The organism is Bacteroides sp. 3_1_23 (genome assembly GCF_000162555.1).
GTDB lineage: Bacteria > Bacteroidota > Bacteroidia > Bacteroidales > Bacteroidaceae > Bacteroides > Bacteroides ovatus.
Genome location: NZ_GG774954.1, coordinates 383,743 through 408,684, shown reverse-complemented (window position 1 = coordinate 408,684; position 24,942 = coordinate 383,743). Strand labels below are relative to the sequence as shown.

Here is a 24,942-nt window from a genome sequence, read left to right as displayed (position 1 = left end):
CTCACAAGCTTCATGACGAAGACTTTCCTCCTGAAGGGCACGCTGAAGCTTGCGGTTTTCGGCACGCAATGCAGCGAGTTCTTTCTCCAGTTCATTGAGAGACTCATCAGAGGCTTTTCTTAAAGAGGGTTGTTCTGTACTCATAACTTTATCATTTATATGATACTTATCAAGCCAAAGAATCAGCAAACGACGGCAAATACCCGTACGCTTGGCAAACTGATACTTCGTTTCGGAAGTCGATAAATACTCACGAATATACGACATTCGTTCAGATTCTGTGTAAGGAGTGTACTTCTTTTTTAATTCTTCCATGTGAATTTCGAATTTAAGAAGTGTCAACTTATTCAGTACACTACAGTCCCCCAATTATCCCATAGCTTTGCACAAAGGGATCAAGGCTTTTTCTTTGATTATATAACGTGTTGCAGATACTTTATCTGCAACCTATCTGCCACAGGTATCTGCAACGTTACAACTATCTATTAACTAGTGTATTACACGCTTTTCGTTGCAGGTGGCAGATGTTTTTATGTTTTTCAACTTTATAGTAGGAAAAAATTTCATTCATTTCCGTACCTTTATGAGTCTTTTTATCCATAAATAATATCCAGTCAGTGGTAGTGCAGACCCCAATAAGGCAGCAATAAAGGTAAGTATGCGAGTAAACATTCCTCCCCAGTTACCAACATGCACAGAATAAATCCAACCACGAATCTTTCCCGACTTGTCTTGATGTTGATAAAGACTTGTTTCTGTAAATTCACCATTATCCGTATTGAAAGAATAACGGTCAGATGCCCGCTGATTACCGAAACGGTTGAAAGACACGCTTGCCGTACCAGAAGAAATACTGATTTGCTTATACTCCGGATTCTGACGTCTTAGTTTATCATAAATCTCTTGCCAATAAACGAATGGTGAAGTTACCGAGTACATATCACTATGATTGTTTTCCGGACGTCTGCTTCTTTCACCCTTTCGAACCTCATTTCCTTCTCTTTTCTTTTCCCGATGGGCTGCCAGTTTGGTATTTCTCTTTTGAGCATCACTTTTCTGTTCATGTCCTTGGGCGGCACGTTGCTGTACTTCTACCCCGAAGACCTTATAGAAAGCCGTCCGATACCACGGAAAAGACCAGGTCAATCCCGTCAGTGCCATAGCCAGTAGAAAGATCAGAGCATACATTCCACCTGCCACATGCAAGTCATACCAAAACCTTCTCCAACCTTTTGTTGCTGTTATTTTCAGGCTATTCTTCAATGCTTTACGTGTACGCGGCCACCAAATGACAATTCCCGAAATCAGTACAAAAACAAGTAAAAGCGTACTGACACCTACAATCATTTTGCCCCAAAAGATTCCTTCATTTCCCGGATTCATACTATCCAGAAGCCAGCGATGCATTCGGAACATAAACATAAAAAAGCCGCTACGCTCGCTTTTTCCTTTTACTTCGCCCGTATACTGGTCTACATACAAAGATGCACGACGTGGTTTGGAAAGACTAACCTGATACGCACGTCCGGGATCAGAAGATATGCTGACACCGGTCACCGCTACACTGTCAGGCAATGTCGTCGCCACTTTTTCAAGCAACTTATCCATAGGAAGAGGAGACCCCTTTACCGTTTCTACGTAGTAAAGGTCGCGTCGAAACCACTCATTCGCCTCATTTTCAAATACCAGCATGGCACCGGAGAAGCAGACAAGAGTTATTATCAGTCCGAAAGGGACGGAAAGCCACAAATGTATCTTTCTGAATATTTTTTTCATGTTTTCATTACTATTTCTTGAAAAAGCCTGCAAAGCTTTCCGCTCGGCAGGCTTTTATCTACAAAAGATTCTCTATTTAACCGACTGTATTATTTTGAAAGATATTCCATCTTACCTACCGTAGTGATAGCGTCAGCCTCTACCGTCAAACCTTTGACTGCCTTGCCTGTTTTTGCGTCTATTTTATAGAAGGCCGGTTTCTCGCCCGTAGTCACAGTGACAGCCATATAAGCATACCCTTTTTCTCCATAAGGCTCGCCACCAAACTTTCCGTCAGCCGGCAGACCTGTAACAGGCATAATCGTCTGATCTTCCGCCTTGAAAACAGCTAATTCGCTAACATCTGCACTTGTACCGCCATTAATCATATCTTCCGCTCCCTTTTTATACAATTGAAGCAGGAAGTAATCTTCAGAGATGTGCCAGCAACGGAAAATAGGATGTTTAGTGCCTATCTCTTCAAAGTTCACATAGTAATCCGGATCGAAATCTGTTGCGCCTGCTTTGATACGCATTGCGCCCGAAGGCTTCTGTCCTGTTACCTTCTTCAAATCTGAAGATGAAACTGCCGTACGTCCATATCCGGGAGAGAACACATAGACGTCACCATTATCAGCGGCCCAAATGGTCTGATAATATTGTGAACGCATACGACCGCATGCATAGCCTATTTTATCAGTCTTGGCAATCACCGGAGTCTCATTGAAGTTCGTGCCACTATAAATTGCCACATAAGCATTATCCGGGTATTGTGTAGAAGGAATGACACCGGCTGTATATGCACCGCTGCCGCTACCACCGTCAGTCTTAGTCACAAGTTCCTGATCTGTCACAGCTTCCGGCCATTTTTTAATACCGTACTTACTCATTCCCATTGGGATGACAGATGTATAAATCTTATTGTTAGCTTCAACCAGACCTGCCCATGAAACTTTTTCACCATTACCCAAGTAATTTTCGGCAAGCAAGGTACCCTCTTCCTGACTGCCATCGGTCGCATCCAAATAGTTGAACAACAATGCTTGAGCCACATTCTGATCCTCATCTGTTATTTTCGAGTCCCCGGTGGAAACAGTCACCACTTTATCCCCCCAGGTTCCATAAGACGTGATACGATTATAAGTGTATGTGTACTTTTCTTTCATTTTACCATCTGCCCCCAGATAATAGGAAGCTCCTGTACCTGCGCCACCTTTATTATAAACTAAAGCAAACACATAATCCAATCCTTTATATACCCAATAGGTACCGCCAATCACCTCGGTTCCATTCCCTTGAGTCGACACTGTTCCTTCATCCAAAGAATTGGCTACTACCAAATAACTTGCTTCACCGGTTGTGGCAGCCACCACATAAGCCGTTTCTCCATCAATTGGCGGGTTATCCACCGGATTATTATCATCGTCGCAAGATGCCACAAACACACCGCTACTCAAGCAAAAAGCTATGGCAAAAGCCTGTAATAAAAACTTCTTCATATATTCTTTATTATTGATTGATACTAAAAACTTACTCTTATTATTTACCGAAAAACACTCTGAACTTTCCATAGAATGCGTGCCCCGCTTTTTGCAGACTAAAATTGTCAAACAGTTGGGCATCGGTGAAATTCCGACATTCAAATGATACATTATAACGTCCATTCTTCATGGTGTAGGACAAAGACAGATTATGAGAAAACTGTTCCGGCACCATATTCTTTGAATCTTTATCTCCGAGATTCTCCCAGTAAAGAGGAAAATCGTGCTGCCAGTAGCTATCATAGCCGATGCTCAACACATTTCCTTTGACAAACAGGTCATTCCAATAAAAATTTGCATTGATATTAGCATAACGATAGGGCAGATTCGGCATACGCACTTTATAGTGCATGCTTTCTTGCAAAGAGGAACCCGCCAGAAACTTTTCGTAATCACGAGTATCGATGCTATTGAATGTTCCTCCTATATCAAACCAACGCGAGAAGCTATAAAGCAATGACAAATTATACCCTTTGGTCCTTACGTGACCGTGGTTCTCATAATATCCGTAGCTTGTTCCTCCCAATACGTCCAGTCCTCTTTTTATATAATCTTTCGTATCCCGATATATCAAACCGGCCTCGGCATACAATCCATGCTTGCCAAACTGATGATTATAGCTGAAACTCAAATTGACATTATCACTTTTCTCCGGTTTCAGATTCATTTTACCAGCTTCAAGGTCTTCATCTCCAAAGAGTTCGTCCGTGGTCGGCAGGCGGAAAGCCTTTTCGTACGAAAGTTTCACCTGAAGATCTTTCCATATAAAATAGGTACCTGCCGCTCCATATCCAAGAGCACTTGCCGTATTGGACAGATTGATATAATTGCCTATTCCATCCGTATTCTGCGATACCGGTCCCTTGTTGTATTGCCGATAATATTTGGCAAATGCCGACACATTCCATCTGTCCGACGGCATCAGACGGTAAGAAAGCCCGCTGACGTTTTTACGGGTGATTTTAGGAATAGAAAAGTCCGTGAATTTGGAAGAAGCACCGATGGTAGAGCGGCTCGTACGTTCAAAATCACTGATTACATGACTGAAAGTAAACGTATGCGCCTGTCCGATATGGTAATTCATCTTCAGCGTCCCATTCCAGTTTTTATTTTTAGATTCACTGTTCTGGTAAGACTGTTCTCCCCGGCTGCCTTTTTCATAAAAATCTCCACGCCAGTTGTAAGCCCGCGAAGCGGTATCGACATTGTTGGTGATATTATGATTGTAATTGGCAGTCAACAGCAGATCCAGGTTTTTCACCAATAAGTTCTTTTTGTAATATTCTAAAGAAGGGACCAACGAATGTCCTTTGCGGAATTTTTCACCGAACACGACATCTTGATAAACGCCTGTTTGTAACTCTTTATAGAAATGGGAATAATTGAAACTCAACGCCAAACGGTCTGCCCATTTCTTTCCTACCAGGCCGATTTTTCCAATCACGGCTTCATTATGATACTGGTCATTAAAACGTTTCAGATGATAAATCTTATTTTTGTCAAGTGGCGGGAAACGTACGCTTCCATCTTCTTTAATCTCAAATTCGCGTACGTAAGTATCTACATAATAATCATTATCCGAAAAGTTTTGAAAAGCATTGACTTCATACATAAAACCATTCTTAAACGTTTGTCCGAAGCGCACGTATGATTTATGAGTATTAAACGATCCGTAAGAATAGGAAGCATCCATAAACCACTTTCCGGGTTGTTTGTTGGTGACAATATTAACCACTCCCCCAATGGCATCGGTTCCGAATCCTACGGGAACCACTCCTTTATAGACTTCTATACGGTCAGCAAAATTAATAGGAACATTGTTCAAATCGAATGCAGCACCGGCTCCTTCCTGTGGTACGCCGTCAATGAAGATTTTCACATGTTTTCCGCTAAAGCCATCGATATACAATTGCATATCCGACCCCACTCCACCTGATTCGCGGAGTTTTACACCGGGCACTTTAGTCAGTGCACCCGCCAAAGTCTGCGTACTGTTATGCAATTTCTTCGCATCAATGGCTACCGCATTAAAAGCAGACTGATTCACACGGCCGACTCCGGATGTCGTGACCAGCACCTCTCCCAGTTCTTTTACCGCCGGCGCGATAGTGACGTTTACTTTTATTCTTTCTCCCTTGGCTAATTTAACTTTCTTTTCTACCGTTTGATAACCGATAGCCGAAACGACGAGTGTATATTCACCTGCTGTAGTTTTCAAATGATATATACCTTTTTCATCGGTATAGCATCCTTGGTTGGTTCCTTTCAGATAAACTGTCGCAAAATCCACCACTTCTTTCTCCGTGGACATCACTCTGCCCGAAATTAAACTACTACGGTGACGCCCATGTTGTGAATATACGGATACGGAAAACAAGAATGCCAGAAAAACCAAAAAATATTTATTGCTCATCTCCTTTTTACCTTTTTACTTTATAACCTTTTCATTGCTTTAAAAGCGATGCAAAGGTAAGCAGAAAGAGGGATGCCAAACAATCCCTATCTATTGGTAAAAATAAGACAACAAAAATGAGGTATATAGATATGTACAATACCTATATATAAGTAAATACTGGATAATTTAAATAAAAAAAGAAAAGAAAACCTACTTCAGCCAACTCGCCAACGCACGTTCCGTTACCTCCCACAACTGCTCTTTTTGCACATGATTCGTGTATTTATCAGACAAGTTTTTCCGGTGGTTATTGACATACAGTTGCCCTGTCACACCGGCTTCCTTTTCGTCCAACAGTAAACCGATTGCCGTAGAAGCCCCTTTCTTGGGTTTACGGATAAAAGGACGGAAAAAAATATCCGTCAACGGATCGAACCACTTGTGCATAGTGATGATATCAGTAGAAACAATTCCCGGATCGGCAGCATTGACGGTAATCCCCTTCTCTCGAAGTTGCTCGGAAAGTTCGAAAGTAAATAATAATAAAGCCAGCTTCGTGTTACTGTAAACAGGAATCCTCCAAAACGTTCCCGTTTTCCCTCTATGAAAGAAATCCGGGAAGTCGAGCTTGCCGATTGCGTATGTACAGGAAACCATATTTACGATACGCGCTCCACGCACCATCAACGGAATTAATTTCCGGGTAAGCAGATAAGGTCCCATGTAGTTCACACTTACCGTTCGTTCGAATCCTTCGGAAGTAGTATGAAAACCTGTCTCCATCGTTCCGGCATTATTCATCAACAAAGAGATGGGAAGATTCCTTTCTAAGATCTGACTGGCAAAAGCAACTACGGATTGCATAGAAGATAAATCGATAGCTATTACTTCCAAATCCGGGTTTCCGGTTTCCTTGCTCAAACGTTCACGAACAACCTCCGCTTTCTGCGGATGATAACAAGCCATTATGATTCGATAACCGGCTTTGGCTACGGCACGTGTTATTTCTGTTCCCATTCCTCCGTCCGCACCGGTGATGATTGCCCATTTCATTTCACTCATTTTTTCTCCAGTTTATCAATCTCCTTTTGTAAAGAGGAAGGTAATTGTTCTTTCAAATGTTGATGACAAGCCATTTCTATCGTATACATACGTCCTATGCAATAATTACTGTGTCCACAGTTGCAACGTGCTTGTTCCTCCTGTTTCATCCGGTTCACAAATCCCGGTTCGTTGAGCAAAGCTCTCGCCATCTGCACGGCATCAAAACCGGAATCGAGCACTTCATCTATTTTCTGACGGGAAACAAGACCACCGACATAAATCAACGGCGCATCCGGAAGAGCCGCACGGAATTTCAGTGCATCTTCAAGGAAATAGGCCTCTTTGAAGGGTACAGAGGGTATCATCCATTTGCCAAACATACGGACTCCGTATTTCAGCCACCAACAATTCATATAGTAAGACATCGAACGAATCGGCATGGCACCTCTCATTACATACATCGGCGCTTTACTGACAAAACCACCACTCAACACCAATCCATGAGCGCCAAGTTCCAACAGACGTTTGGCCACTTGTATGGATTCGTCTATCTCCATTCCTCCTTTGAAGCCGTCGCGCATATTCATTTTTACGAAAACTGCCATATCACTGCCTGCCGCTTTCATCACTTCTTCCATCACCATATCCATAAAACGCATCCGGTTTTCGAGCGAACCACCATATTCATCTTTCCGATGATTGGTGTAGGGAGACAGGAATTGACTAATCAAATAGCCGTGCCCCGCATGTACTTCAACGGCGTCAAATCCGGCTTTCCTCGCCAGATTGACTGCATTTCCATACGCTTTCGCCATTTCCGGCAGCTCCTCTTTTTCCATTCCACGCACAAACGTAGGAGAATAGAGGTTGAAGCCTGAAGATGCGGATATAGGAGTGACACCACAAATATTTCTATGGGACATATTTCCACAATGCCCGATTTGTATACCTACTGCGGCACCTTCATCGTGCACAGCCTTTGTCAGTTCATGTAAACGGGGAATAATGGACGGACGCAACCACAACTGACGGTCGAAAGAAAGTCCGCTTTGTGTCACGGCAGCATAAGCCACTGTTGTCATACCCACTCCCCCCGCAGCTACCGACCGATGGTAATCCAGCAACATCTGCGTGGGAGTATTCTCCGGACACATACTCTCAAAAGCTGCCGAACGGATCGTTCGATTCCGCAGCGTCAAAGGGCCAAAGGTGACCGGGCTAAAAAGTTTAGATTCCATAGTAGTTGATATTTTATTTAAGTCATATGTAAATCGTGATGAAGAGCGTCCCTAATAAAGGAAAGGAAACACTCGTTTCCGTTCTCCCACTGCGTCTCCGAATTCTTCGCGATAACGGCACCAAATAGCGTTGGCACGGGGAACAAGGTTAGCAATCGTCCACCAAAGGAAGACCAAGCCGGAAAGTGAACAAGTGAGTATCGCCCAACCTGCCCATTCTACTATCTCACCGAAATAGTTGGCGGAAGTGACATAACGGTACATCCCTTTTTGAGGCAGATAATGCCGGGTATCTCCCGGTTTGCGCAAATGGCGGATGATATAATCCGAATGCCAGTTCAACAACATACCTGTGAAAAAGAGCAGTGTGCCTATAATAAACCACGGCGAAGTGAACCAACCGGATTGATACATCGTTTCGGGAGCAAGATAAAAGATCCATTTTCCTTGCATATAGCCATTCAGCAAATTAAAAAGAACTCCCATCGACATGATTGCCAGCGGCATCTTACTTTTCCCAGTCAGCAACAGTGGGAAAATGAAAGCACGCTGAAAATAGTGGATTTGAAAGAAGAGGAAGAAAGTAAAGATCACCGGCTCGAACCTACGTTCGGAATATATCCACATCACGCACATCACCACGAAAACCGGAGCTTCCATCAATATCCAGGCTAGTTTATTGGAGATAGCTACACCCCACGATGCCGTGCGGAAAATACCATATCCGGCTTTCACAAAGTAAAGGGAGATAAAAACAAGCAAAGCAATCAGGCTCATCACACCCAGAAACAGATTAAAAGCATCTATACTCATATCGATCTATTTTGTAACACGCAAAAATAACAAAAATGAGATAAACGACGATACAAAAAATAGAAAGAATCTGAAGTACATTCTTTTACGAACATAAAAAAGGAGAAAATGTAAAATTTCCCGGATGCATACCTGAAATGATCAGACACACATCCGGGATTACTTATCTATTCAATAAAAGGATTTGTTTTTATCAGCGTTTCTTAATTGGAATATAAGCCAAATCATCAAGCACATTCTTATAAGCCGGGCGGATAATCCGTTTACCGTCGAAAGTCAATTCTTCATTGCGGTGTGCACACCAGCCTACGATACGCGCCATGGCAAACAGAGGGGTGAAGATTTCCTGCGGCAAACCGATCATTTCATAAACGAAGCCCGAATAGAAGTCGATATTGCTGGATACTGTCTTTCCATTGTTTTTAACACGTCCGAAAGTAGCGATGGCACGTTCTTCCAACAGTTCGAGAAAAGCAAATTCGCTTTCTCTGCCTTTTTCACGGGCAAGGTCGCGAGCCAGTTCCTTCAATAGAAGAGCACGAGGGTCGGAAATGGTATAAACGGCATGTCCTATACCATAGATCAGTCCGGTCTTGTTATACACTTCTTTGTTCAACATCCGGGTGAAGTAAGTGTCTATTTCATCGACACTTGTCCAGTCCTTGATATTCTCTTTCAGATGGTGGAACATGTCGGCAACCTGAATATTGGCACCTCCATGAAGCGGGCCTTTCAGCGAACCGATACCTGCGGCGATGGCCGAATAAGTATCTGTTCCGGTAGAAGAAGTAACACGAACGGTGAAAGTGGAGTTATTACCACCACCATGCTCTGCCTGAAGAATCAGCAACAAATCGAGGGTGCGTGCATCCAGTTCGGTATAGTCTTTTTTCAGCATATACAGGAAATTCTCGGCAATAGAAAGCTTTTCCTGCGGATGGCGGATATGCAGAGAACGTCCGAAAGTAGCATGACGAAGCATATTATAAGCATAAGCGATGATAGTGGGGAATTTCGAAATCAGTTCAATACTCTGACGCATCAGGTTATCCCGGGAAGTATCATCCGCATTTGCGTCAAAACGATACATTTCGAGTACACTGCGTGAAAGAATATTCATGATGTTGTTTCCTTCCAACTCGATGATGTTCATTTTCGTTTTCTGTTCCAACGGCATATTGTCGTTAATCAACTCACGGAAAGAAAGCAGTTCTTCTTTATCCGGCAGACGTCCGGAAAGCAGCAGGTAAGCCACTTCTTCAAAACCAAAGCGTTTCTCTTTGATAATGGCATGAGAAATATCTTCCACATCATAACCGCGATAGAACAGTTTTCCCGGTATGGGCTTCAGTCCACCACCCGGAACACGTTCATATCCTACTACATTACCGATTCTGGTTAAACCTACCAATACACCTGTGCCGTCTTCATTACGCAATCCGCGCTTCACATCAAACTTGGAGAACAATTCTGTATCAATCCGGGTAGCTTCCTTCATTTCCTCGGAAAGCTTGTAAATCAAGTACTCTTTTTTCATCTTTCTTCGTTTTTTATTCGTTACTTTTGTTTTTCAATTCTTTCCACGATCTCACGAGTGAAAGCGGAAGTAGAGAGGGAGGTTCCATTCGGCATAAAACGGGCTAAATCGTGTGTAGCGCGAGCGTCCAAGAAGCTTTGTTCCAAGGCTTTCTCTATCAGAGCAGCCGCTTCTTTCCAGTCAAAATATTCGAGCATCATTACTGCCGAAAGGATAATAGAACAAGGGTTCACCACATCTTTTCCCGCAATATTGGGGGCTGTTCCGTGAGTCGCTTCAAAGATGGCATGACCTGTCTGGTAGTTGATATTTGCTCCCGGAGCGATACCGATACCGCCTACCATAGCCGCCAGTTGGTCAGAAACATAGTCTCCGTTGAGGTTTAAGGTGGCTATCACGGAATATTCTTCGGGAATCAGGAGTGTATTTTGTAAGAAAGCATCCGCAATGCAATCTTTTATCACCAGTCTGCCATCTGCCAAAGCATCGCCAAATTCACGTTGCGCCAGTTCGTAGCCCCATTTTTTGAAACCACCTTCGGTAAACTTCATGATATTCCCTTTATGCACCAGCGTTACGGAAGGCAAATGATGGTCGAGCGCATACTGGCAGGCAGCACGTACAAGACGCTCCGTGCCCTCACGTGATACAGGTTTCACACCGAAAGAAGAGGTTTCCGGGAAACGGACTTTTGTCACGCCCATTTCATCTTTCAGGAATTGATAGAACTTTTCAGCTTCCGGAGTTCCGGCTTCCCATTCGATACCTGCATAAATATCTTCCGTATTTTCACGAAACACACACATGTTCACTTTCTCCGGTGATTTGACAGGCGACTGTACGCCCTGATACCAACGAACCGGACGAAGACAGACGTATAAATCAAGTGTCTGACGCAGTGCTACGTTCAACGAACGGATTCCACCTCCGACAGGAGTTGTCAACGGACCTTTGATTCCTACCAGGTATTCCTGAAAAGTTTCCATTGTTTCATCCGGCAACCAGGAACCAGTCGCGTTGAAGGCACGTTCTCCCGCCAACACTTCTTTCCATTCGATCCGACGTTTGCCGCCGTATGCTTTCCGGATAGCTGCGTCCACTACGGCTTGCATGGCAGGAGTCACTTCGGCTCCTACTCCATCGCCGGTAATATAAGGTACGGTAGGCACATCGGGTACCAACAGCGTACCATCTGTTTGCATGGTTATTTTGCTCATTTTTTATCTTGCATTTAAGGCAGAACCGGCACGGAACCAAGCTATCTGCTGTTCATTATAGGTATGTTGCACTTCAAAACTTTCTTTCGTTCCGTCTTCGTGATGAAGAACAATCGTCAAATTGCGCCCCGGTGCGAAATGGACTAAGCCTGATACGGACAGAAGATCGTGTTCCCGAATTTTATCATAGTCTGCTTTATCTACAAAAGTAAGAGCAAGCATTCCTTGTTTTTTCAGATTTGTTTCGTGGATACGGGCAAAACTCTTAGCCAAAATGACACGTACATTGAGGAAGCGTGGTTCCATGGCTGCATGTTCACGGCTGGAACCTTCTCCATAATTCTCTTCGGCAACAACAATAGACGGAATACCTTCGGATTTATACATCTTTGCCGTACCGGAAACTGTTCCATAAGTATTTGTCGAACGATTCCAAACACGGTTCGTTTCACCATTGAAAGCATTGACAGCCCCCATCAGCATATTGTCGGAAATATTCTCCAAATGTCCACGGAAGCGGAGCCACGGACCTGCCATAGAGATATGGTCGGTAGTACATTTTCCCTGTGCTTTAATCAATAAAGGCATGTTCAGCAAGTCCTGTCCGTCCCATGCCGGGAAAGGAGTCAGAAGCTGGAGACGTTGGGAATCCGGTTTTACCCTGATTTCCGTTTTTGCTCCGTGGGGGGCAATATATCCCTCATTTCCCTGTTCAAAACCTTTCAAAGGAAGTTCATCTCCTACAGGCTCGGAGAGTTTCACTTTTTCTCCGTTATGATTCACCAATCTGTCTTTCAACGGGTTGAAACAGAGATCACCGGCTATCGTTAACGCCATCGTTAGTTCCGGAGAAGCTACAAACGCATAGGTATTGGGATTACCGTCAGCGCGTTTGGCAAAATTACGATTGAAAGAGGTGACGATTGAGTTTTTCCGTGTCGGATCGTCCGTCTGACGTTTCCACTGACCGATACAAGGTCCACAAGCATTTGCCATAATCGTGGCTCCCAGCCGTTCAAAAGCTTCAATCATGCCGTCTCTTTCGGCAGTAGCCCGAATTTGCTCCGAACCCGGATTGACGATCAGCGGAGAAGCGACGCTCAAATTCTTTTCTGTCACCTGCTTTGCCAGAGAAGCTGCACGGCTCAAATCCTGATAAGAAGAATTGGTACATGAACCTATCAAGCCCACCTCCATTTTACGAGGGTAGCCGTTCAATAACACTTTTTCTGCAAATTCAGAGATAGGAGTAGCGGCATCCGGTGTAAACGGCCCGTTTATATAAGGTTCGAGTTCTGACAAGTCTATTTCAATTACACGATCGTAATAGTTGGATGGTTCGTCGGTCACAATGTCGTCTGCACGAAGATCTGCATCAACAGATTCAGCCCAATCGACTACACAATTTCTTCCGGTAGCTCTCAAATAAGTAGCCATGCGCCCGTCAAAGGGGAATAAAGAGGTAGTAGCTCCAACTTCGGCACCCATATTGCAAATGGTAGCTTTCCCGGTAGCAGAAAGGGATTCGGTTCCGGGACCAAAATATTCGATAATAGCATTCGTTCCTCCTTTTACGGTAAGGATGCCGGCCAGCTTCAGAATCACGTCTTTCGGAGAAGTCCAACCGCTCAGTTTTCCGGTCAGACGAACACCAATAATCTTCGGCATTTTCAGCTCCCATTCCATTCCTGTCATCACATCCACAGCATCCGCGCCACCGACACCGATAGCCACCATGCCCAGTCCGCCTGCATTAGGCGTATGAGAGTCTGTTCCCACCATCATACCACCGGGGAAAGCATAGTTTTCGAGCACTACCTGATGGATAATTCCTGCTCCCGGTTTCCAGAAGCCAATGCCATAACGGGAAGATACATCACGGAGGAAATCGTATACTTCTTCATTAGTCAGTCTTGCCGTAGCAATATCCGCCTTTGCACCTTTATACGCCTGTATCAAGTGATCGCAATGCACTGTCGAAGGCACAGCCACCTGATCCTTACCTGCATTCATAAATTGGAGCAAAGCCATCTGCGCAGTTGCATCCTGCATAGCCACACGGTCGGGACGGAAATTCACATAATCCTCCCCACGTTTGTAATCTTTCAAATCGGCTACATCATACAGATGAGCATACAAAATCTTCTCGGCCAACGTCAAAGGGCGTTTCAGTATAGCCCGTACGTGTTCTACCTTTCCTTTATAAGCAGCGTAGAAAGCTTCTAACATAGTCACATCATATACCATATTGCTTTTTGTTTTTTTAGTCTATCTATTAAAATAACGAACGGCGTTCGAGTAATGTTTAACAAAATGAAATATTTTTTCTACCCGGAACGAAGATTTGTTACCTTTGCGCCTATTATGAGTAATAATCCGAAAAGTCCCATTATAGACCTTCAGCAACAGCAACTCCTCCTGCGGATGGAGTATGAATATGAGAAGGAAGAATTTAAGCGGCAGACCGAAACAATGGGCGTTGCCCGTAAAGTGAAGCGCGGTCTCTGCTGGTATCCTGTCTCTCTTGGCCGAAGTTACTACAATTCGCTGAATCAGCTTGTAATAGATATTACACGGACCGAAAATAAAGAAATAGAGCATTCCTTTGAGTTCGGCCGTCCTGTTTGCTTTTTCCACCAGTCATTCGAAGGAAAAGTGAAATATATGGATTTCATCGCTACCGTCAGCTTTGCCGACGAAGAACGAATGGTCGTTGTACTCCCCGGAGCGGGAGCTTTAGCGGAACTGCAAACTGACGGTATACTGGGAGTACAACTTTATTTTGACGAAACATCGTACCGGGCCATGTTCGAGGCACTGGAAGACACGATACGCGCCAAAGACAACCGCCTGGCGGAACTGCGCGACATTTTGCTGGGTCCCCAAAAGCCGGGATTCCGCGAATTATATCCTGTCCGCTTCCCATGGCTGAACAGTACACAGGAAACAGCAGTCAACAAGGTGCTATGTACGCGTGATGTATCTATTGTTCACGGTCCTCCGGGAACCGGAAAGACAACGACTCTTGTCGAAGCGATTTACGAAACATTGCACCGGGAACCACAAGTGCTTGTCTGTGCGCAAAGCAACACGGCTGTCGACTGGATTTGTGAGAAACTGGTAGACCGGGGAGTACCCGTGCTACGCATTGGAAATCCAACCCGAGTCAACGACAAAATGCTTTCATCCACCTACGAACGCCGGTTTGAAAGTCATCCTGCCTATCCGGAGCTTTGGGGAATTCGCAAATCAATCCGTGAAATGGGTAGCCGGATGCGACGGGGTAGTTATTCTGAACGGGAAGGTATGCGTAATCGCATAAGCCATCTCCGCGACCGCGCCACGGAGTTGGAAATACAAATCAATGCCGATCTTTTCGACAGTGCCCGCGTGATTGCTTCTACCCTAGTCAGCAGCAACCACCGCCTGCTCAACGGACGTCGTTTTTCGACTTTATTCATCGACGAAGCTGCACAAGCCCTCGAAGCTGCCTGCTGGATTGCCATCCGTAAGGCAGACCGTGTCATCCTTGCAGGAGATCATTGCCAGCTTCCGCCGACTATCAAATGTATAGAAGCCGCTCGTGGAGGACTGGATCACACGTTAATGGAAAAAGTGGTTCAGCTAAAGCCTTCTGCTGTCTCTTTACTAAAAGTACAGTACAGAATGCACGAGGCCATCATGCAGTTTCCTTCCGACTGGTTCTACCACGGAGAATTGGAAGCCGCCCCGGAAGTACGCTACCGAGGTATTCTTGACTTTGACACTCCTATGAACTGGATTGATACTTCAGAAATGGACTTTCACGAAGATTTTGTAGGCGAGAGTTTCGGACGCATCAACAAGCAGGAAGCCAATCTATTACTACAGGAACTGGAAGCATATATCGAACGTATCGGCAAAGAACGGATACTGGATGAAAGAATTGATTTCGGTCTGATTTCACCCTACAAAGCGCAAGTGCAATATTTGAGGGGAAAGATCAAAGGGAATAGCTTTTTACGTCCCTTCCGCAGCCTCATCACCGTAAACACGGTAGACGGTTTTCAGGGACAGGAGAGAGATGTTATTTTCATCAGTCTTGTACGTGCCAACGAGGATGGACAGATTGGCTTCCTGAATGATTTGCGAAGAATGAATGTAGCGATTACAAGGGCACGAATGAAGCTTGTTATATTAGGAGATGCCTCCACCCTTACCAAACATCCTTTCTATAAAAGACTGATGTTATTCATTAAAAAGGAGGATTAAATTTAATCCTCCTTTTAACAAAGTGCACTTTCTCACGAAACCGCACTTCGTTTTAACACAAACAAAACAAACAATATTTTATTTCACATCAGTACTATTCTTTATTTAAGAAGTCAATAAATGACTTTTATTTTCAATATACAAATACAGATCTTAAAAAGAAATATCAACTTCCACAAAGGTAAAACACACTAAATCACCACTTCTGAAAAATCAAAAGCAGCGTCATTCGTTTATCTATTTAGTGATGTTAATCATTCTTCAGGGCTGGTTAAGTTAATTCATACTTCTCGTTTATTTTATCTGATGACGCAAAGATAAACATAAACTTGCATTTTTTGTCCATATAATCAATATATTTTTGAAAAAAAATTTCGGCAAGCCTCATTTGTTCATTTCTAAATCTCTTTTTAACAAAAAAAAGAGAGAAAGCAAACAGCCCTCTCCCTTTTAGAAACTTGTATAATTTATCCAGTTTAATTATTTTCCGGACGAAGTTTACGAACAGTTACAGCAGTCTGCCACATTTCGCTTTCACGTAGTTGACGGAGCTCTTCATTCAATTTTTCACGATAATCAGGTTGTGAATTACTATCGATAGAAATCTGTGCTTCGTTACCAGTCTTGACGCTATGATACAACTTTTCAACTACCGGTTTGATAGCGTCGTGGAAAGGGCCCATCCAATCAAGAGCACCACGTTGAGCAGTAGTAGAACAGTTAGCGTACATCCAGTCCATACCGTTCTTTGCAAACAACGGCATCAATGACTGTGTCAGTTCTTCCACTGTTTCATTGAATGCTTCAGAAGGAGTATGACCGTTTTCACGCAATACTTCGTACTGTGCCAGCAACAAACCTTGGATAGCGCCCATCAATGAACCGCGTTCACCTGTCAAGTCAGAAGTAGCTTCACGTTGGAAAGTTGTTTCGAACAGATAACCGGAACCAATACCGATACCCAGTGCGATGGTTCTATCCATTGCTTTGCCTGTAGCATCCTGATAGATAGCATAAGAAGAGTTCAAGCCACGTCCTTCGAGGAACATTGTACGCAAAGAGGTACCCGAACCTTTAGGAGCAACCATGATAACGTCGATATCAGTAGGAGGAACTACACCTGTACGGTCGTTCCAAGTGATAGCAAAACCATGTGAGAAATAAAGAGCTTTTCCGGCAGTCAGGTAAGGCTTGATAGTAGGCCATACAGACATTACTGCTGCGTCAGACAACAAGCACATTACGATAGTACCTTTCTCGCAAGCTTCTTCAATGCCGAACAAAGTTTCGCCCGGAACCCATCCGTCTGCTACTGCTTTATCGTATGTTTTTCCTTCACGTTGACCAACGATTACATTGAAACCGTTATCACGCAAGTTCAGTGCCTGTCCAGGTCCCTGTACGCCATAACCGATTACAGCAATTGTTTCATTTTTCAATACTTCACGAGCTTTTTCCAATGGAAATTCGTCACGGATTACTACAGTTTCAGTAGTACCTCCAAAATTCAACTGTGCCATTTTCTTTTTGTTTTTAGTTTTTGATGACTTACGTCATCCGTTATTAATTAATTTTGTATTCTCACATTTATTCAAATATCACTTTCGAACGGCAAACAACTTCGCTGCCATTCTTCTTTACTTCTACGTGAAACTCGTTTGCATTCACTTCATCGCAGAAGAAAGAGAGCTCATCACCAAAATAACTTTCGGCTACGTACGCCATCTCGAAACGGCGGATACGTTTGGTCTTGTATAGCTCTATCGGGAACAAATCAAGGATATGCTCGATGTAACGGATGCTGTTCACATGACCGTTAATATCAATATCACTGTATTTTGCCGTCAGGGTAGCCATTGGCTGGTCGCTTGTCACTTTAATACGTGAAGGCTTTTCAATAGGACAAGGTTCGTCACAGACATAATCTACGATACTTCCTCCGTGCAAGGTCAGTAAATCGGCCGGTTTGCGGGTATTGAGATTAATCATCGCCCATACGGAACGCGCATAACCAATCTTTTTCCCATCCTTATCAATAATAGCGAAGTTACGGTCAGTAAACAAGCGGTAAACATTTTCCACCCATGTTTGAACTGAAAAATCCTCATATTGATAAGGCATTTCATCCAACTCAATGGCCAGACGCGAAAGTACCCAAGTGTAATTATCCTCGTTCAGTGTTGCAATACCAAAGCCACGGTCACTTGCGTGAAAACCGGCACAATTCAACAAATGATTTCCCAGTACGCCCATAGTCAGACGTCCGTTAAAGTCAACATGGAACGGTTCTGCCACAAACTGATAAGTTCCTATTTTATTTTCTTCACTCATTATTCTTGTTGGTTTTTACTCTGGTTATACATGGCTTCCCGTCCATCGAGAAACTCGTTCACCCGTTCAAAGCAACTGGTAGTAATCGCTACGCGTCCCGACCGAACAAACTGCAAAACACAATTTAAAGCCTTCAGTTCACCGTAGAGTGAGGTTATATCTTCGCTCATACCATTTTTCTCGACAATAGAAAATACCGGATTAACTTCAACTACACGGGCATTGTATCTGCGGATCAACTTGGATGCTTCCGGAGTTTCCTGAAAAGCAGGAGTAGATACCTTATATAGTGCAATCTCATGGAAGTATATTTCATCCTCGGTGAAATAATGTGCCTGAATCACATCGATCTTCTTTTCGATCTGTTTCACTACCTTCTCAATGGTGTCCTTATCCGTCAAAGCTGTAATCGTATACTTGTGTACACCTTTAATAGAAGAAGCAGATACATTCAGACTCTCGATGTTGATTTGCCGACGAGTAAATACAGCAGTTACCTGATTCAGCAATCCGGCTATATTTTCGGAATGAACTATTATCGTATATAATGTCTTGTCACTCATAATCCTAAATTTTAATTGCGAACTTTCAATCTTCCATTCTCAATATTCAACTTCTCCTAGCATTCCAACAGCATCTGATTGACCGAACCACCCGGAGGAGTCATTGGCAAAACATTGCCTTCTTCCACTACGCACGCTTCGAGCAGGAACGGACCATCTGTCGCCAGCATTTCTGCAATAGCTTCTTTCAGTTCTTCACGGGTGAAAGCACGTTTGGAAGGAATATCATAAGCCGAAGCAACCTTCATATAATCCGGATTCAACATCGGAGTAAACGAATAGCGGCGATTGAAGAACATAGCTTGCCACTGGCGTACGTTTCCGAGGTAATTATTATTCAGGCAGATAATTTTCACCGGAGCTTTCTGCTCCATAATCGTACCCAACTCCTGAATATTCATTTGCAGTCCACCATCTCCCATAAATACGCATACGGTACGTTCCGGTGCTCCAAAAGTTGCCCCGATAGCTGCGGGAAGACCGAAGCCCATAGTTCCAAGTCCTCCGGAAGTGATGATACTGCGTTCTTTCGTATATTTGAAGTAACGTGCAGATATCATCTGATTTTGACCTACATCTGTTACCAAAACTGCTTCATGTTGAGTGGCATTGCTTACCGCACGTACCACTTCTCCCATACTCAAAGAGTTTGTGGCAGGATGAAGTTCAGGACGGATTACTTTTTCCTCCTCTACTTTCTCATATTCTTTGAAGCTATCAATCCATTCGGTATGAGTGTTCTTTTTCAGGAGCTTCGTCACAGAAGCCAGTGTTTCCTTGCAATCTCCCAATACAGCTACATCTACCTTTACATTCTTATTAACTTCCGCAGGATCGATATCAAAATGAATCACTTTTGCCTGTTTGGCATAAGTAGCCAAATTACCGGTCACACGGTCGTCAAAACGCATACCGACAGCAATCAGCACATCGCATTTATTGGTATTGATATTCGGTCCCAGATTGCCATGCATACCCAACATACCTTTATTCAACGGATGTTCTGTCGGCAAAGCCGAAAGTCCGAGCAGCGTACAACCCGCAGGCATATCCGCTTTTTCGATAAACTCGCGCAATTCGCTCTGTGCATTTCCCAGTTCAACACCTTGTCCAACCAATACAAGCGGACGTTCAGCGTTATTAATCAGTTCGGCAGCAGCCTGTACAGTCTCCTCGTCCGTATCGGGAACAGGAACATAACTACGGATAAAATCGACTTTCGTTGGTTCGTATTTCGTTTTCTCCACTTGCGCATTTTTGGCAAAGTCCAGTACCACCGGCCCCGGACGACCACTACGGGCAATGTAAAACGCACGTGCTACCGCCCAGGCTACATCTTCCGCACGGCGAATCTGATAACTCCATTTAGTGATTGGCTGGGTAATACCTACCAAGTCAACTTCCTGAAAAGCATCGGTCCCAAGAAAGCCTGTTCCTACCTGTCCGGCAATCACCACGATAGGCGTACTATCGATCATCGCATCCGCAATGCCTGTTACCGTATTGGTTGCTCCGGGACCGCTCGTCACCAGGCAAACACCTACATCACCCGATACACGGGCATAACCTTGTGCGGCATGGGCGGCTCCCTGCTCGTGACGAACCAAGATATGGTTCAATATATTTTGATGATCGTACAAGGCATCGAATACCGGCATAATAGAACCACCGGGGTAACCAAAGATGGTAGTCACTCCCTGATGTTCCAAGGAGCGCATCAAAGCCTCTGCACCTGTTATTAAATCTTTCATATTAGTTGATAGTTGATAAATGATAAATGATAGTTGAGAAATGACAGTTGAAAATGAATGGTTTACAATCATTGCGCTAAGTGCTGCGCAGCTAACTATTACCTATCAACTATCACCAACTATATTATATAATTCTCACTGCTCCCTTATCGGCAGAGCTTACCATGCTGGCATACGCCTTCAGGCTCTTCGGTACATAACGGTCACGAGTGACAGGAGTCATCGGACGGGCCGCCAGTTCTTCATCCGTCAGTCGCACGTTAATCTTCCGGGCCGGAATATCGATTTCGATAATGTCTCCGTCTACAATTTTTCCGATATTGCCTCCAGCTGCCGCTTCAGGAGAAATATGTCCGATACTCAATCCGGAAGTTCCACCGCTGAAACGTCCGTCGGTAATCAAAGCACATTCTTTTCCGAGATGACGAGATTTGATATAAGAGGTAGGATAAAGCATTTCCTGCATACCGGGACCACCCTTCGGACCTTCGTGCGTAATGACGACTACATCGCCACTGACGACTCGGCCTCCGAGGATGCCTTCACAGGCTGCTTCTTGCGAATCAAATACTTTGGCAGGTCCGGTAAACTTCCAGATACTTTCGTCTACACCTGCTGTTTTTACCACACAACCGTCTTGGGCAATGTTGCCTTTCAATACGGCCAATCCACCGTCTTTGCTATAAGCATGTTCCAAATCACGGATACATCCGTTTGCACGGTCTTTATCCAGTTCCTTATAGTACATGCCCTGTGAACCAAGTACGAGATTGAATCTATTTCCGGCTGCACTCGAATATTTTTTAATTGCCTTTTCGCTTACATTCGGGCTGGTGATTGAATATTCATTAATAGCTTCCGCCAATGACATTCCGTCTACCCGTCGAACAGATGTATCTATCAGACCGCCTTTTGCCAGTTCATCCATGATAGCAATAATACCACCGGCACGGTTTACATCCTGAATATGATATTTCTGTGTATTGGGAGCCACCTTGCAGAGACAAGGAGCCTTGCGGGAAAGCATATCGATATCATCCATCTTGAAATCTACCTCTGCTTCATGAGCAATAGCCAACAGGTGAAGAACTGTATTAGTAGAACCACCCATTGCTATATCCAGCGTCATGGCATTCAAGAAAGCCTGACGGGTAGCAATGCTACGAGGAAGCACACTTTCGTCTCCTTCTTCATAATATAACTTTGCATTTTTTACGATCAGTTCTGCTGCATCTTTGAAAAGCTGCGTACGATTCTCGTGTGTAGCTACGATGGTTCCGTTTCCGGGAAGAGCCAGTCCGATTGCTTCATTCAGGCAGTTCATTGAATTGGCGGTAAACATACCGGAACAACATCCGCAAGTAGGACAAGCATTTTGCTCGATATTCGCTACTTCCTGATCGCTGACACTTTCATCAGCCGATTTAATCATCGCGTCGATCAAATCCAGGTGCTGACCATTCCATTCTCCGGCTTCCATCGGACCGCCCGATACAAATACGGCAGGAATATTCAAACGCATAGCCGCCATCAACATTCCGGGAGTAATCTTATCGCAATTGCTGATACATACCATTGCATCTGCCTTGTGCGCATTAACCATATATTCTACACTGTCTGCAATGATGTCACGTGAAGGAAGCGAGTAAAGCATACCATCATGTCCCATTGCTATACCGTCGTCAATAGCTATTGTATTGAATTCCGCAGCGAAGCATCCCAGCTTCTCAATCTCCGCCTTCACTAGCTGACCGATTTCATGCAGATGCACATGTCCCGGAACAAACTGTGTGAACGAATTGACGATAGCGATAATGGGTTTACCCATCTGGTTCTTCTTCATGCCGTTGGCTGCCCATAACGCACGGGCTCCCGCCATCCGACGGCCTTGTGTACTAAACGAACTGCGTAATTGCTTTTTCATTTCAATCTATCTTTTAATTAAAGAGCCTTCCTCACACAAGTGAGAAAGGCTCTAAATTCTATCTTTTATGGTACGAACACATACAACACAAAAACCTTTCTCACGCTCTTGATGGGACCACCACGACGCGAATAATATGCAGGACTGCTAGGTTAATAGATGTATGTAACATATTCATATCTTCTTTTCTTTATTTTCGTGCTGCAAAGGTAAGGGCTTTTTTATTATATCCAAACAAATCGAAGAAAAAAATCACTTAAAAGCGAATAATTGTAAGAAAAGAGAGGTATTATTTCTCTATTTTATCACTTAAAGGTTGAATTTACAACTATTATCTAAGTGCACACTCCACCTTCTTTTTCTGACAAAAGCACTTAATAATCTGAAATTTACCCTCCCTATACCGGAGGACAAGCAAATAATTCGTATCTTTGTCGCCCCGGATTACCGGGAATTATTAATCAGAAACAAAAAATATCAGATGGAAACAGTAGAAAACAAGTACATTACCGTTGCATACAAACTATATACAATGGAAGATGGTGAAAAAGAGTTGTTCGAAGAAGCAAAAGCAGAACATCCCTTTCAATTCATTTCAGGATTAGGAACAACACTCGAAGACTTCGAAAATCAAATAACTGCTCTTTCTAAAGGTGATAAATTTGACTTTACCATTCCGGCAGATAAGGCTTACGGACAATATGACGAACAACACGTCATTGACCTCCCCAAAAATATATTTGAAATAGATGGCAAATTTGACAGCGAACGTATTAAAGAAGGTAACATCGTACCTTTGATGACTGGTGACGGTCAACGCGTAAATGCCAGCGTAGTAGAAATCAAACCGGATATTGTAGTAGTTGACCTCAACCATCCGTTGGCTGGTGCCGACCTGATCTTTGAAGGTGAAATACTGGAAAGCCGTCCTGCTACGAACGAAGAAATTCAGGAACTTGTGAAAATGATGAGTGGTGGTGATGGCTGTGGTTGCGGATGCGACAGCTGCGGTGATGGCTGTGGCGACGACTGCGGTTGCGAAGGCGGACACTGTCACTAAATAAAGTATTAAATTATAAAGTATTAAGTATTAATTCCGTGCGGACACAGCCGGGCCTTAATACTTAATACTTTTTTTATGCCGTTATTTGAGCTAATACTTAATACCTGATACTTAATACTTGAAATCAGCATCCTTTATGCGTCATGATGTCAAGCACCATTTTATCCGTTTCGTTCATGGCTTGCGAGCCGATCCTTGTCAGGTTGCGGATACTTTGATCTACATCTTCGTCGATAATTCCCTCTACGGAAGTCACACAACGGTCTTCCATTGCCATCATTGCAGATAATACGGCTGTCGAAACTCCGGTAGTTACTTTCAATGCACAACTCGGTTTTGCACCGTCACAAATCATTCCTGTCAGATTAGCAATCATGTTTTGAACGGCGAAGGCAACCTGATTGTAGTTTCCCCCCATCAACCAGGTGATTCCACAACTGGATCCGGTAGCAGCTACCACGCAGCCACACAAAGCTGACAGACGTCCTAAACTTTGTTTGATATATATAACAGTGAGATGGCTTAACATTAAAGCACGGATAAGTTCTTCTTCGCTCTTTCCGTTCTCTTCGGCAAAGACAACGACAGGGAGTGTAGCGGATATCCCCTGATTACCACTGCCAGAATTACTCATGACAGGAATCATTGCACCCGCCATCCGGGCGTCGCAAGCAGCTGATGTATAAGAAAGAATATGAGAAAATACGCTGTCACCCATCACTTTATGTTCGTAAGTTCCCCGAAGCATTTTGCCTAAAGAATGTCCGTAGTTACCTTTAAAGGCTTGCTCGGCAGCAGCTTTATTCAAACGGGCTGTATCAAGAATGAAACGAATCTCATCCAACGGAGCAGTCAGTGCAAAGTCATAGACTTTACGCAAGTTTAATTCGAGCGAAGCATCTTCCTCTTCCTCGCTGACTGTATGTTGCTTGTCGAACAATGTCTGTTCATCTTTGGCTATATATATAAAGGTAGTATGCCCACCGGCAATGATAGCTTTAGCTGTTTTATCTCCCGCTTTACAAATCACTTCGATATAAAGCTTTTCCGTAATATCTTCTTTCAGAGAAATACAAATCCGTTTTTCTGCAATGAACCGTTTCCCCTGTTCCACTGCTTCCGGCGTACAGTCCCTCAACACCTCCAACTGATAGTCTGATTTGCCAATCAACGCACCTAAAGCCACAGCTATGGGAAGGCCTACCATACCCGTTCCCGGGATTCCGACTCCCATGGCATTCTTTAGTATATTAGCACTTAACAAGACGTCTATCTTTTCCGGTTTCACTCCCAACGTTTCAGCAGCTTTAGCTACACAAAGCGCTACTGCGATAGGTTCCGTACATCCAATAGCCGGAATGACTTCTTTCTTAATCAACTCTATAATTTGCCTTCTTTCTGATTCAGTCATGGACTTATAAGTTTTGGTTCCACAAAAATAGGAAAATCTTTCTTTTCCAACATTCTATAATGAACAAATAAAATCTCATATTGTTATAAAATCTCCCATACACCAAAC

General features: G+C 43.8%; 18 protein-coding genes. 2 read left to right on the top strand and 16 right to left on the bottom strand.

Going from position 1 to position 24,942, the window contains the following annotated elements:
- From HMPREF9010_RS26380 to HMPREF9010_RS07310, 10 genes are all read right to left on the bottom strand, one after another.
- On the bottom strand, window positions 1–315 hold a 315-nt coding region (locus tag HMPREF9010_RS26380; RefSeq protein ID WP_032852861.1), incomplete at its 3' end, for a hypothetical protein.
- 252 nt (window positions 316–567) lie between these two features.
- Complete coding sequence (locus HMPREF9010_RS07270) at window positions 568–1,776, bottom strand: PepSY-associated TM helix domain-containing protein (RefSeq protein WP_008650288.1); 1,209 nt, start codon at window positions 1,774–1,776, stop codon at window positions 568–570.
- 89 nt (window positions 1,777–1,865) lie between these two features.
- The gene (locus HMPREF9010_RS07275) at window positions 1,866–3,254 is read right to left on the bottom strand and encodes a DUF4374 domain-containing protein (protein ID WP_004306780.1); all 1,389 of its coding nucleotides are present in this window, start codon (window positions 3,252–3,254) and stop codon (window positions 1,866–1,868) included.
- A 40-nt stretch (window positions 3,255–3,294) separates the two neighbouring features.
- Entirely contained in the window at window positions 3,295–5,709 is a 2,415-nt protein-coding gene (locus HMPREF9010_RS07280; protein WP_032852833.1) for a TonB-dependent receptor, read from the bottom strand.
- A gap of 192 nt (window positions 5,710–5,901) precedes the next feature.
- Window positions 5,902–6,753 carry an SDR family oxidoreductase gene (locus HMPREF9010_RS07285; RefSeq protein ID WP_004321850.1) on the bottom strand — a complete coding sequence of 284 codons (852 nt, stop codon included), beginning with the start codon at window positions 6,751–6,753 and terminating at the stop codon, window positions 5,902–5,904.
- Window positions 6,750–7,973, bottom strand: coding sequence for an NADH:flavin oxidoreductase (locus HMPREF9010_RS07290; RefSeq protein WP_008650285.1), 1,224 nt, complete (start codon window positions 7,971–7,973; stop codon window positions 6,750–6,752). The genes HMPREF9010_RS07285 and HMPREF9010_RS07290 overlap by 4 nt, the downstream gene beginning before the upstream one ends.
- Window positions 7,974–8,024: 51 nt before the next feature.
- Entirely contained in the window at window positions 8,025–8,786 is a 762-nt protein-coding gene (locus tag HMPREF9010_RS07295) for a DUF1295 domain-containing protein (protein ID WP_008650284.1), read from the bottom strand.
- Between the two features lie 193 nt (window positions 8,787–8,979).
- Window positions 8,980–10,323 carry a citrate/2-methylcitrate synthase gene (locus tag HMPREF9010_RS07300; RefSeq protein ID WP_008650283.1) on the bottom strand — a complete coding sequence of 448 codons (1,344 nt, stop codon included), beginning with the start codon at window positions 10,321–10,323 and terminating at the stop codon, window positions 8,980–8,982.
- Between the two features lie 20 nt (window positions 10,324–10,343).
- Window positions 10,344–11,540 carry an NADP-dependent isocitrate dehydrogenase gene (gene icd, locus HMPREF9010_RS07305; RefSeq protein WP_008650282.1) on the bottom strand — a complete coding sequence of 399 codons (1,197 nt, stop codon included), beginning with the start codon at window positions 11,538–11,540 and terminating at the stop codon, window positions 10,344–10,346.
- Window positions 11,541–11,543: 3 nt separating this feature from the next.
- Complete coding sequence (locus tag HMPREF9010_RS07310) at window positions 11,544–13,787, bottom strand: aconitate hydratase (RefSeq protein ID WP_008650281.1); 2,244 nt, start codon at window positions 13,785–13,787, stop codon at window positions 11,544–11,546.
- A 66-nt stretch (window positions 13,788–13,853) separates the two neighbouring features.
- Between HMPREF9010_RS07310 and HMPREF9010_RS07315 the strand changes: the two genes are divergently transcribed.
- On the top strand, window positions 13,854–15,791 hold the full coding sequence (locus HMPREF9010_RS07315; RefSeq protein WP_050428295.1) for an AAA domain-containing protein: 1,938 nt from the start codon (window positions 13,854–13,856) through the stop codon (window positions 15,789–15,791).
- Between the two features lie 476 nt (window positions 15,792–16,267).
- Here HMPREF9010_RS07315 and ilvC read toward each other — a convergent pair whose 3' ends face one another.
- The 5 genes from ilvC to ilvD all read right to left on the bottom strand — a co-directional run bounded on the left by ilvC (window position 16,268) and on the right by ilvD (window position 22,360).
- Window positions 16,268–17,311: a ketol-acid reductoisomerase gene (gene ilvC / locus HMPREF9010_RS07320; RefSeq protein WP_008650279.1), complete on the bottom strand. Its 1,044-nt coding sequence runs from the start codon at window positions 17,309–17,311 to the stop codon at window positions 16,268–16,270.
- 67 nt (window positions 17,312–17,378) lie between these two features.
- On the bottom strand, window positions 17,379–18,122 hold the full coding sequence (locus tag HMPREF9010_RS07325; RefSeq protein ID WP_008650277.1) for an acyl-[acyl-carrier-protein] thioesterase: 744 nt from the start codon (window positions 18,120–18,122) through the stop codon (window positions 17,379–17,381).
- The gene (gene ilvN / locus HMPREF9010_RS07330) at window positions 18,122–18,685 is read right to left on the bottom strand and encodes an acetolactate synthase small subunit (protein WP_008650275.1); all 564 of its coding nucleotides are present in this window, start codon (window positions 18,683–18,685) and stop codon (window positions 18,122–18,124) included. The genes HMPREF9010_RS07325 and ilvN overlap by 1 nt, the downstream gene beginning before the upstream one ends.
- 56 nt (window positions 18,686–18,741) lie before the next feature.
- Window positions 18,742–20,436 (bottom strand): biosynthetic-type acetolactate synthase large subunit, encoded by a 1,695-nt coding sequence (gene ilvB, locus HMPREF9010_RS07335; protein WP_008650274.1) that lies wholly within the window; start codon window positions 20,434–20,436, stop codon window positions 18,742–18,744.
- A 124-nt stretch (window positions 20,437–20,560) separates the two neighbouring features.
- Entirely contained in the window at window positions 20,561–22,360 is a 1,800-nt protein-coding gene (ilvD, locus tag HMPREF9010_RS07340; RefSeq protein WP_008650273.1) for a dihydroxy-acid dehydratase, read from the bottom strand.
- Between the two features lie 481 nt (window positions 22,361–22,841).
- On the opposite strand from ilvD, the gene HMPREF9010_RS07345 reads away from it, so the two are divergent.
- Entirely contained in the window at window positions 22,842–23,420 is a 579-nt protein-coding gene (locus HMPREF9010_RS07345; protein ID WP_004306740.1) for a peptidylprolyl isomerase, read from the top strand.
- Between the two features lie 127 nt (window positions 23,421–23,547).
- Here HMPREF9010_RS07345 and HMPREF9010_RS07350 read toward each other — a convergent pair whose 3' ends face one another.
- The gene (locus tag HMPREF9010_RS07350) at window positions 23,548–24,834 is read right to left on the bottom strand and encodes a serine dehydratase subunit alpha family protein (RefSeq protein WP_008650272.1); all 1,287 of its coding nucleotides are present in this window, start codon (window positions 24,832–24,834) and stop codon (window positions 23,548–23,550) included.
- Window positions 24,835–24,942: the final 108 nt, after the last annotated feature.

What these genes read in the sequence shown, in the direction of transcription:
- HMPREF9010_RS07270 (WP_008650288.1), bottom strand. Translation starts at nt 1,776, where the DNA reads ATGAAAAAAATATTCAGAAAGATACATTTGTGGCTTTCCGTCCCTTTC.
- HMPREF9010_RS07275 (WP_004306780.1), bottom strand. Translation starts at nt 3,254, where the DNA reads ATGAAGAAGTTTTTATTACAGGCTTTTGCCATAGCTTTTTGCTTGAGT.
- HMPREF9010_RS07280 (WP_032852833.1), bottom strand. Translation starts at nt 5,709, where the DNA reads ATGAGCAATAAATATTTTTTGGTTTTTCTGGCATTCTTGTTTTCCGTA.
- HMPREF9010_RS07285 (WP_004321850.1), bottom strand. Translation starts at nt 6,753, where the DNA reads ATGAGTGAAATGAAATGGGCAATCATCACCGGTGCGGACGGAGGAATG.
- HMPREF9010_RS07290 (WP_008650285.1), bottom strand. Translation starts at nt 7,973, where the DNA reads ATGGAATCTAAACTTTTTAGCCCGGTCACCTTTGGCCCTTTGACGCTG.
- HMPREF9010_RS07295 (WP_008650284.1), bottom strand. Translation starts at nt 8,786, where the DNA reads ATGAGTATAGATGCTTTTAATCTGTTTCTGGGTGTGATGAGCCTGATT.
- HMPREF9010_RS07300 (WP_008650283.1), bottom strand. Translation starts at nt 10,323, where the DNA reads ATGAAAAAAGAGTACTTGATTTACAAGCTTTCCGAGGAAATGAAGGAA.
- icd (WP_008650282.1), bottom strand. Translation starts at nt 11,540, where the DNA reads ATGAGCAAAATAACCATGCAAACAGATGGTACGCTGTTGGTACCCGAT.
- HMPREF9010_RS07310 (WP_008650281.1), bottom strand. Translation starts at nt 13,787, where the DNA reads ATGGTATATGATGTGACTATGTTAGAAGCTTTCTACGCTGCTTATAAA.
- HMPREF9010_RS07315 (WP_050428295.1), top strand. Translation starts at nt 13,854, where the DNA reads ATGAAATATTTTTTCTACCCGGAACGAAGATTTGTTACCTTTGCGCCT.
- ilvC (WP_008650279.1), bottom strand. Translation starts at nt 17,311, where the DNA reads ATGGCACAGTTGAATTTTGGAGGTACTACTGAAACTGTAGTAATCCGT.
- HMPREF9010_RS07325 (WP_008650277.1), bottom strand. Translation starts at nt 18,122, where the DNA reads ATGAGTGAAGAAAATAAAATAGGAACTTATCAGTTTGTGGCAGAACCG.
- ilvN (WP_008650275.1), bottom strand. Translation starts at nt 18,685, where the DNA reads ATGAGTGACAAGACATTATATACGATAATAGTTCATTCCGAAAATATA.
- ilvB (WP_008650274.1), bottom strand. Translation starts at nt 20,436, where the DNA reads ATGAAAGATTTAATAACAGGTGCAGAGGCTTTGATGCGCTCCTTGGAA.
- ilvD (WP_008650273.1), bottom strand. Translation starts at nt 22,360, where the DNA reads ATGAAAAAGCAATTACGCAGTTCGTTTAGTACACAAGGCCGTCGGATG.
- HMPREF9010_RS07345 (WP_004306740.1), top strand. Translation starts at nt 22,842, where the DNA reads ATGGAAACAGTAGAAAACAAGTACATTACCGTTGCATACAAACTATAT.
- HMPREF9010_RS07350 (WP_008650272.1), bottom strand. Translation starts at nt 24,834, where the DNA reads ATGACTGAATCAGAAAGAAGGCAAATTATAGAGTTGATTAAGAAAGAA.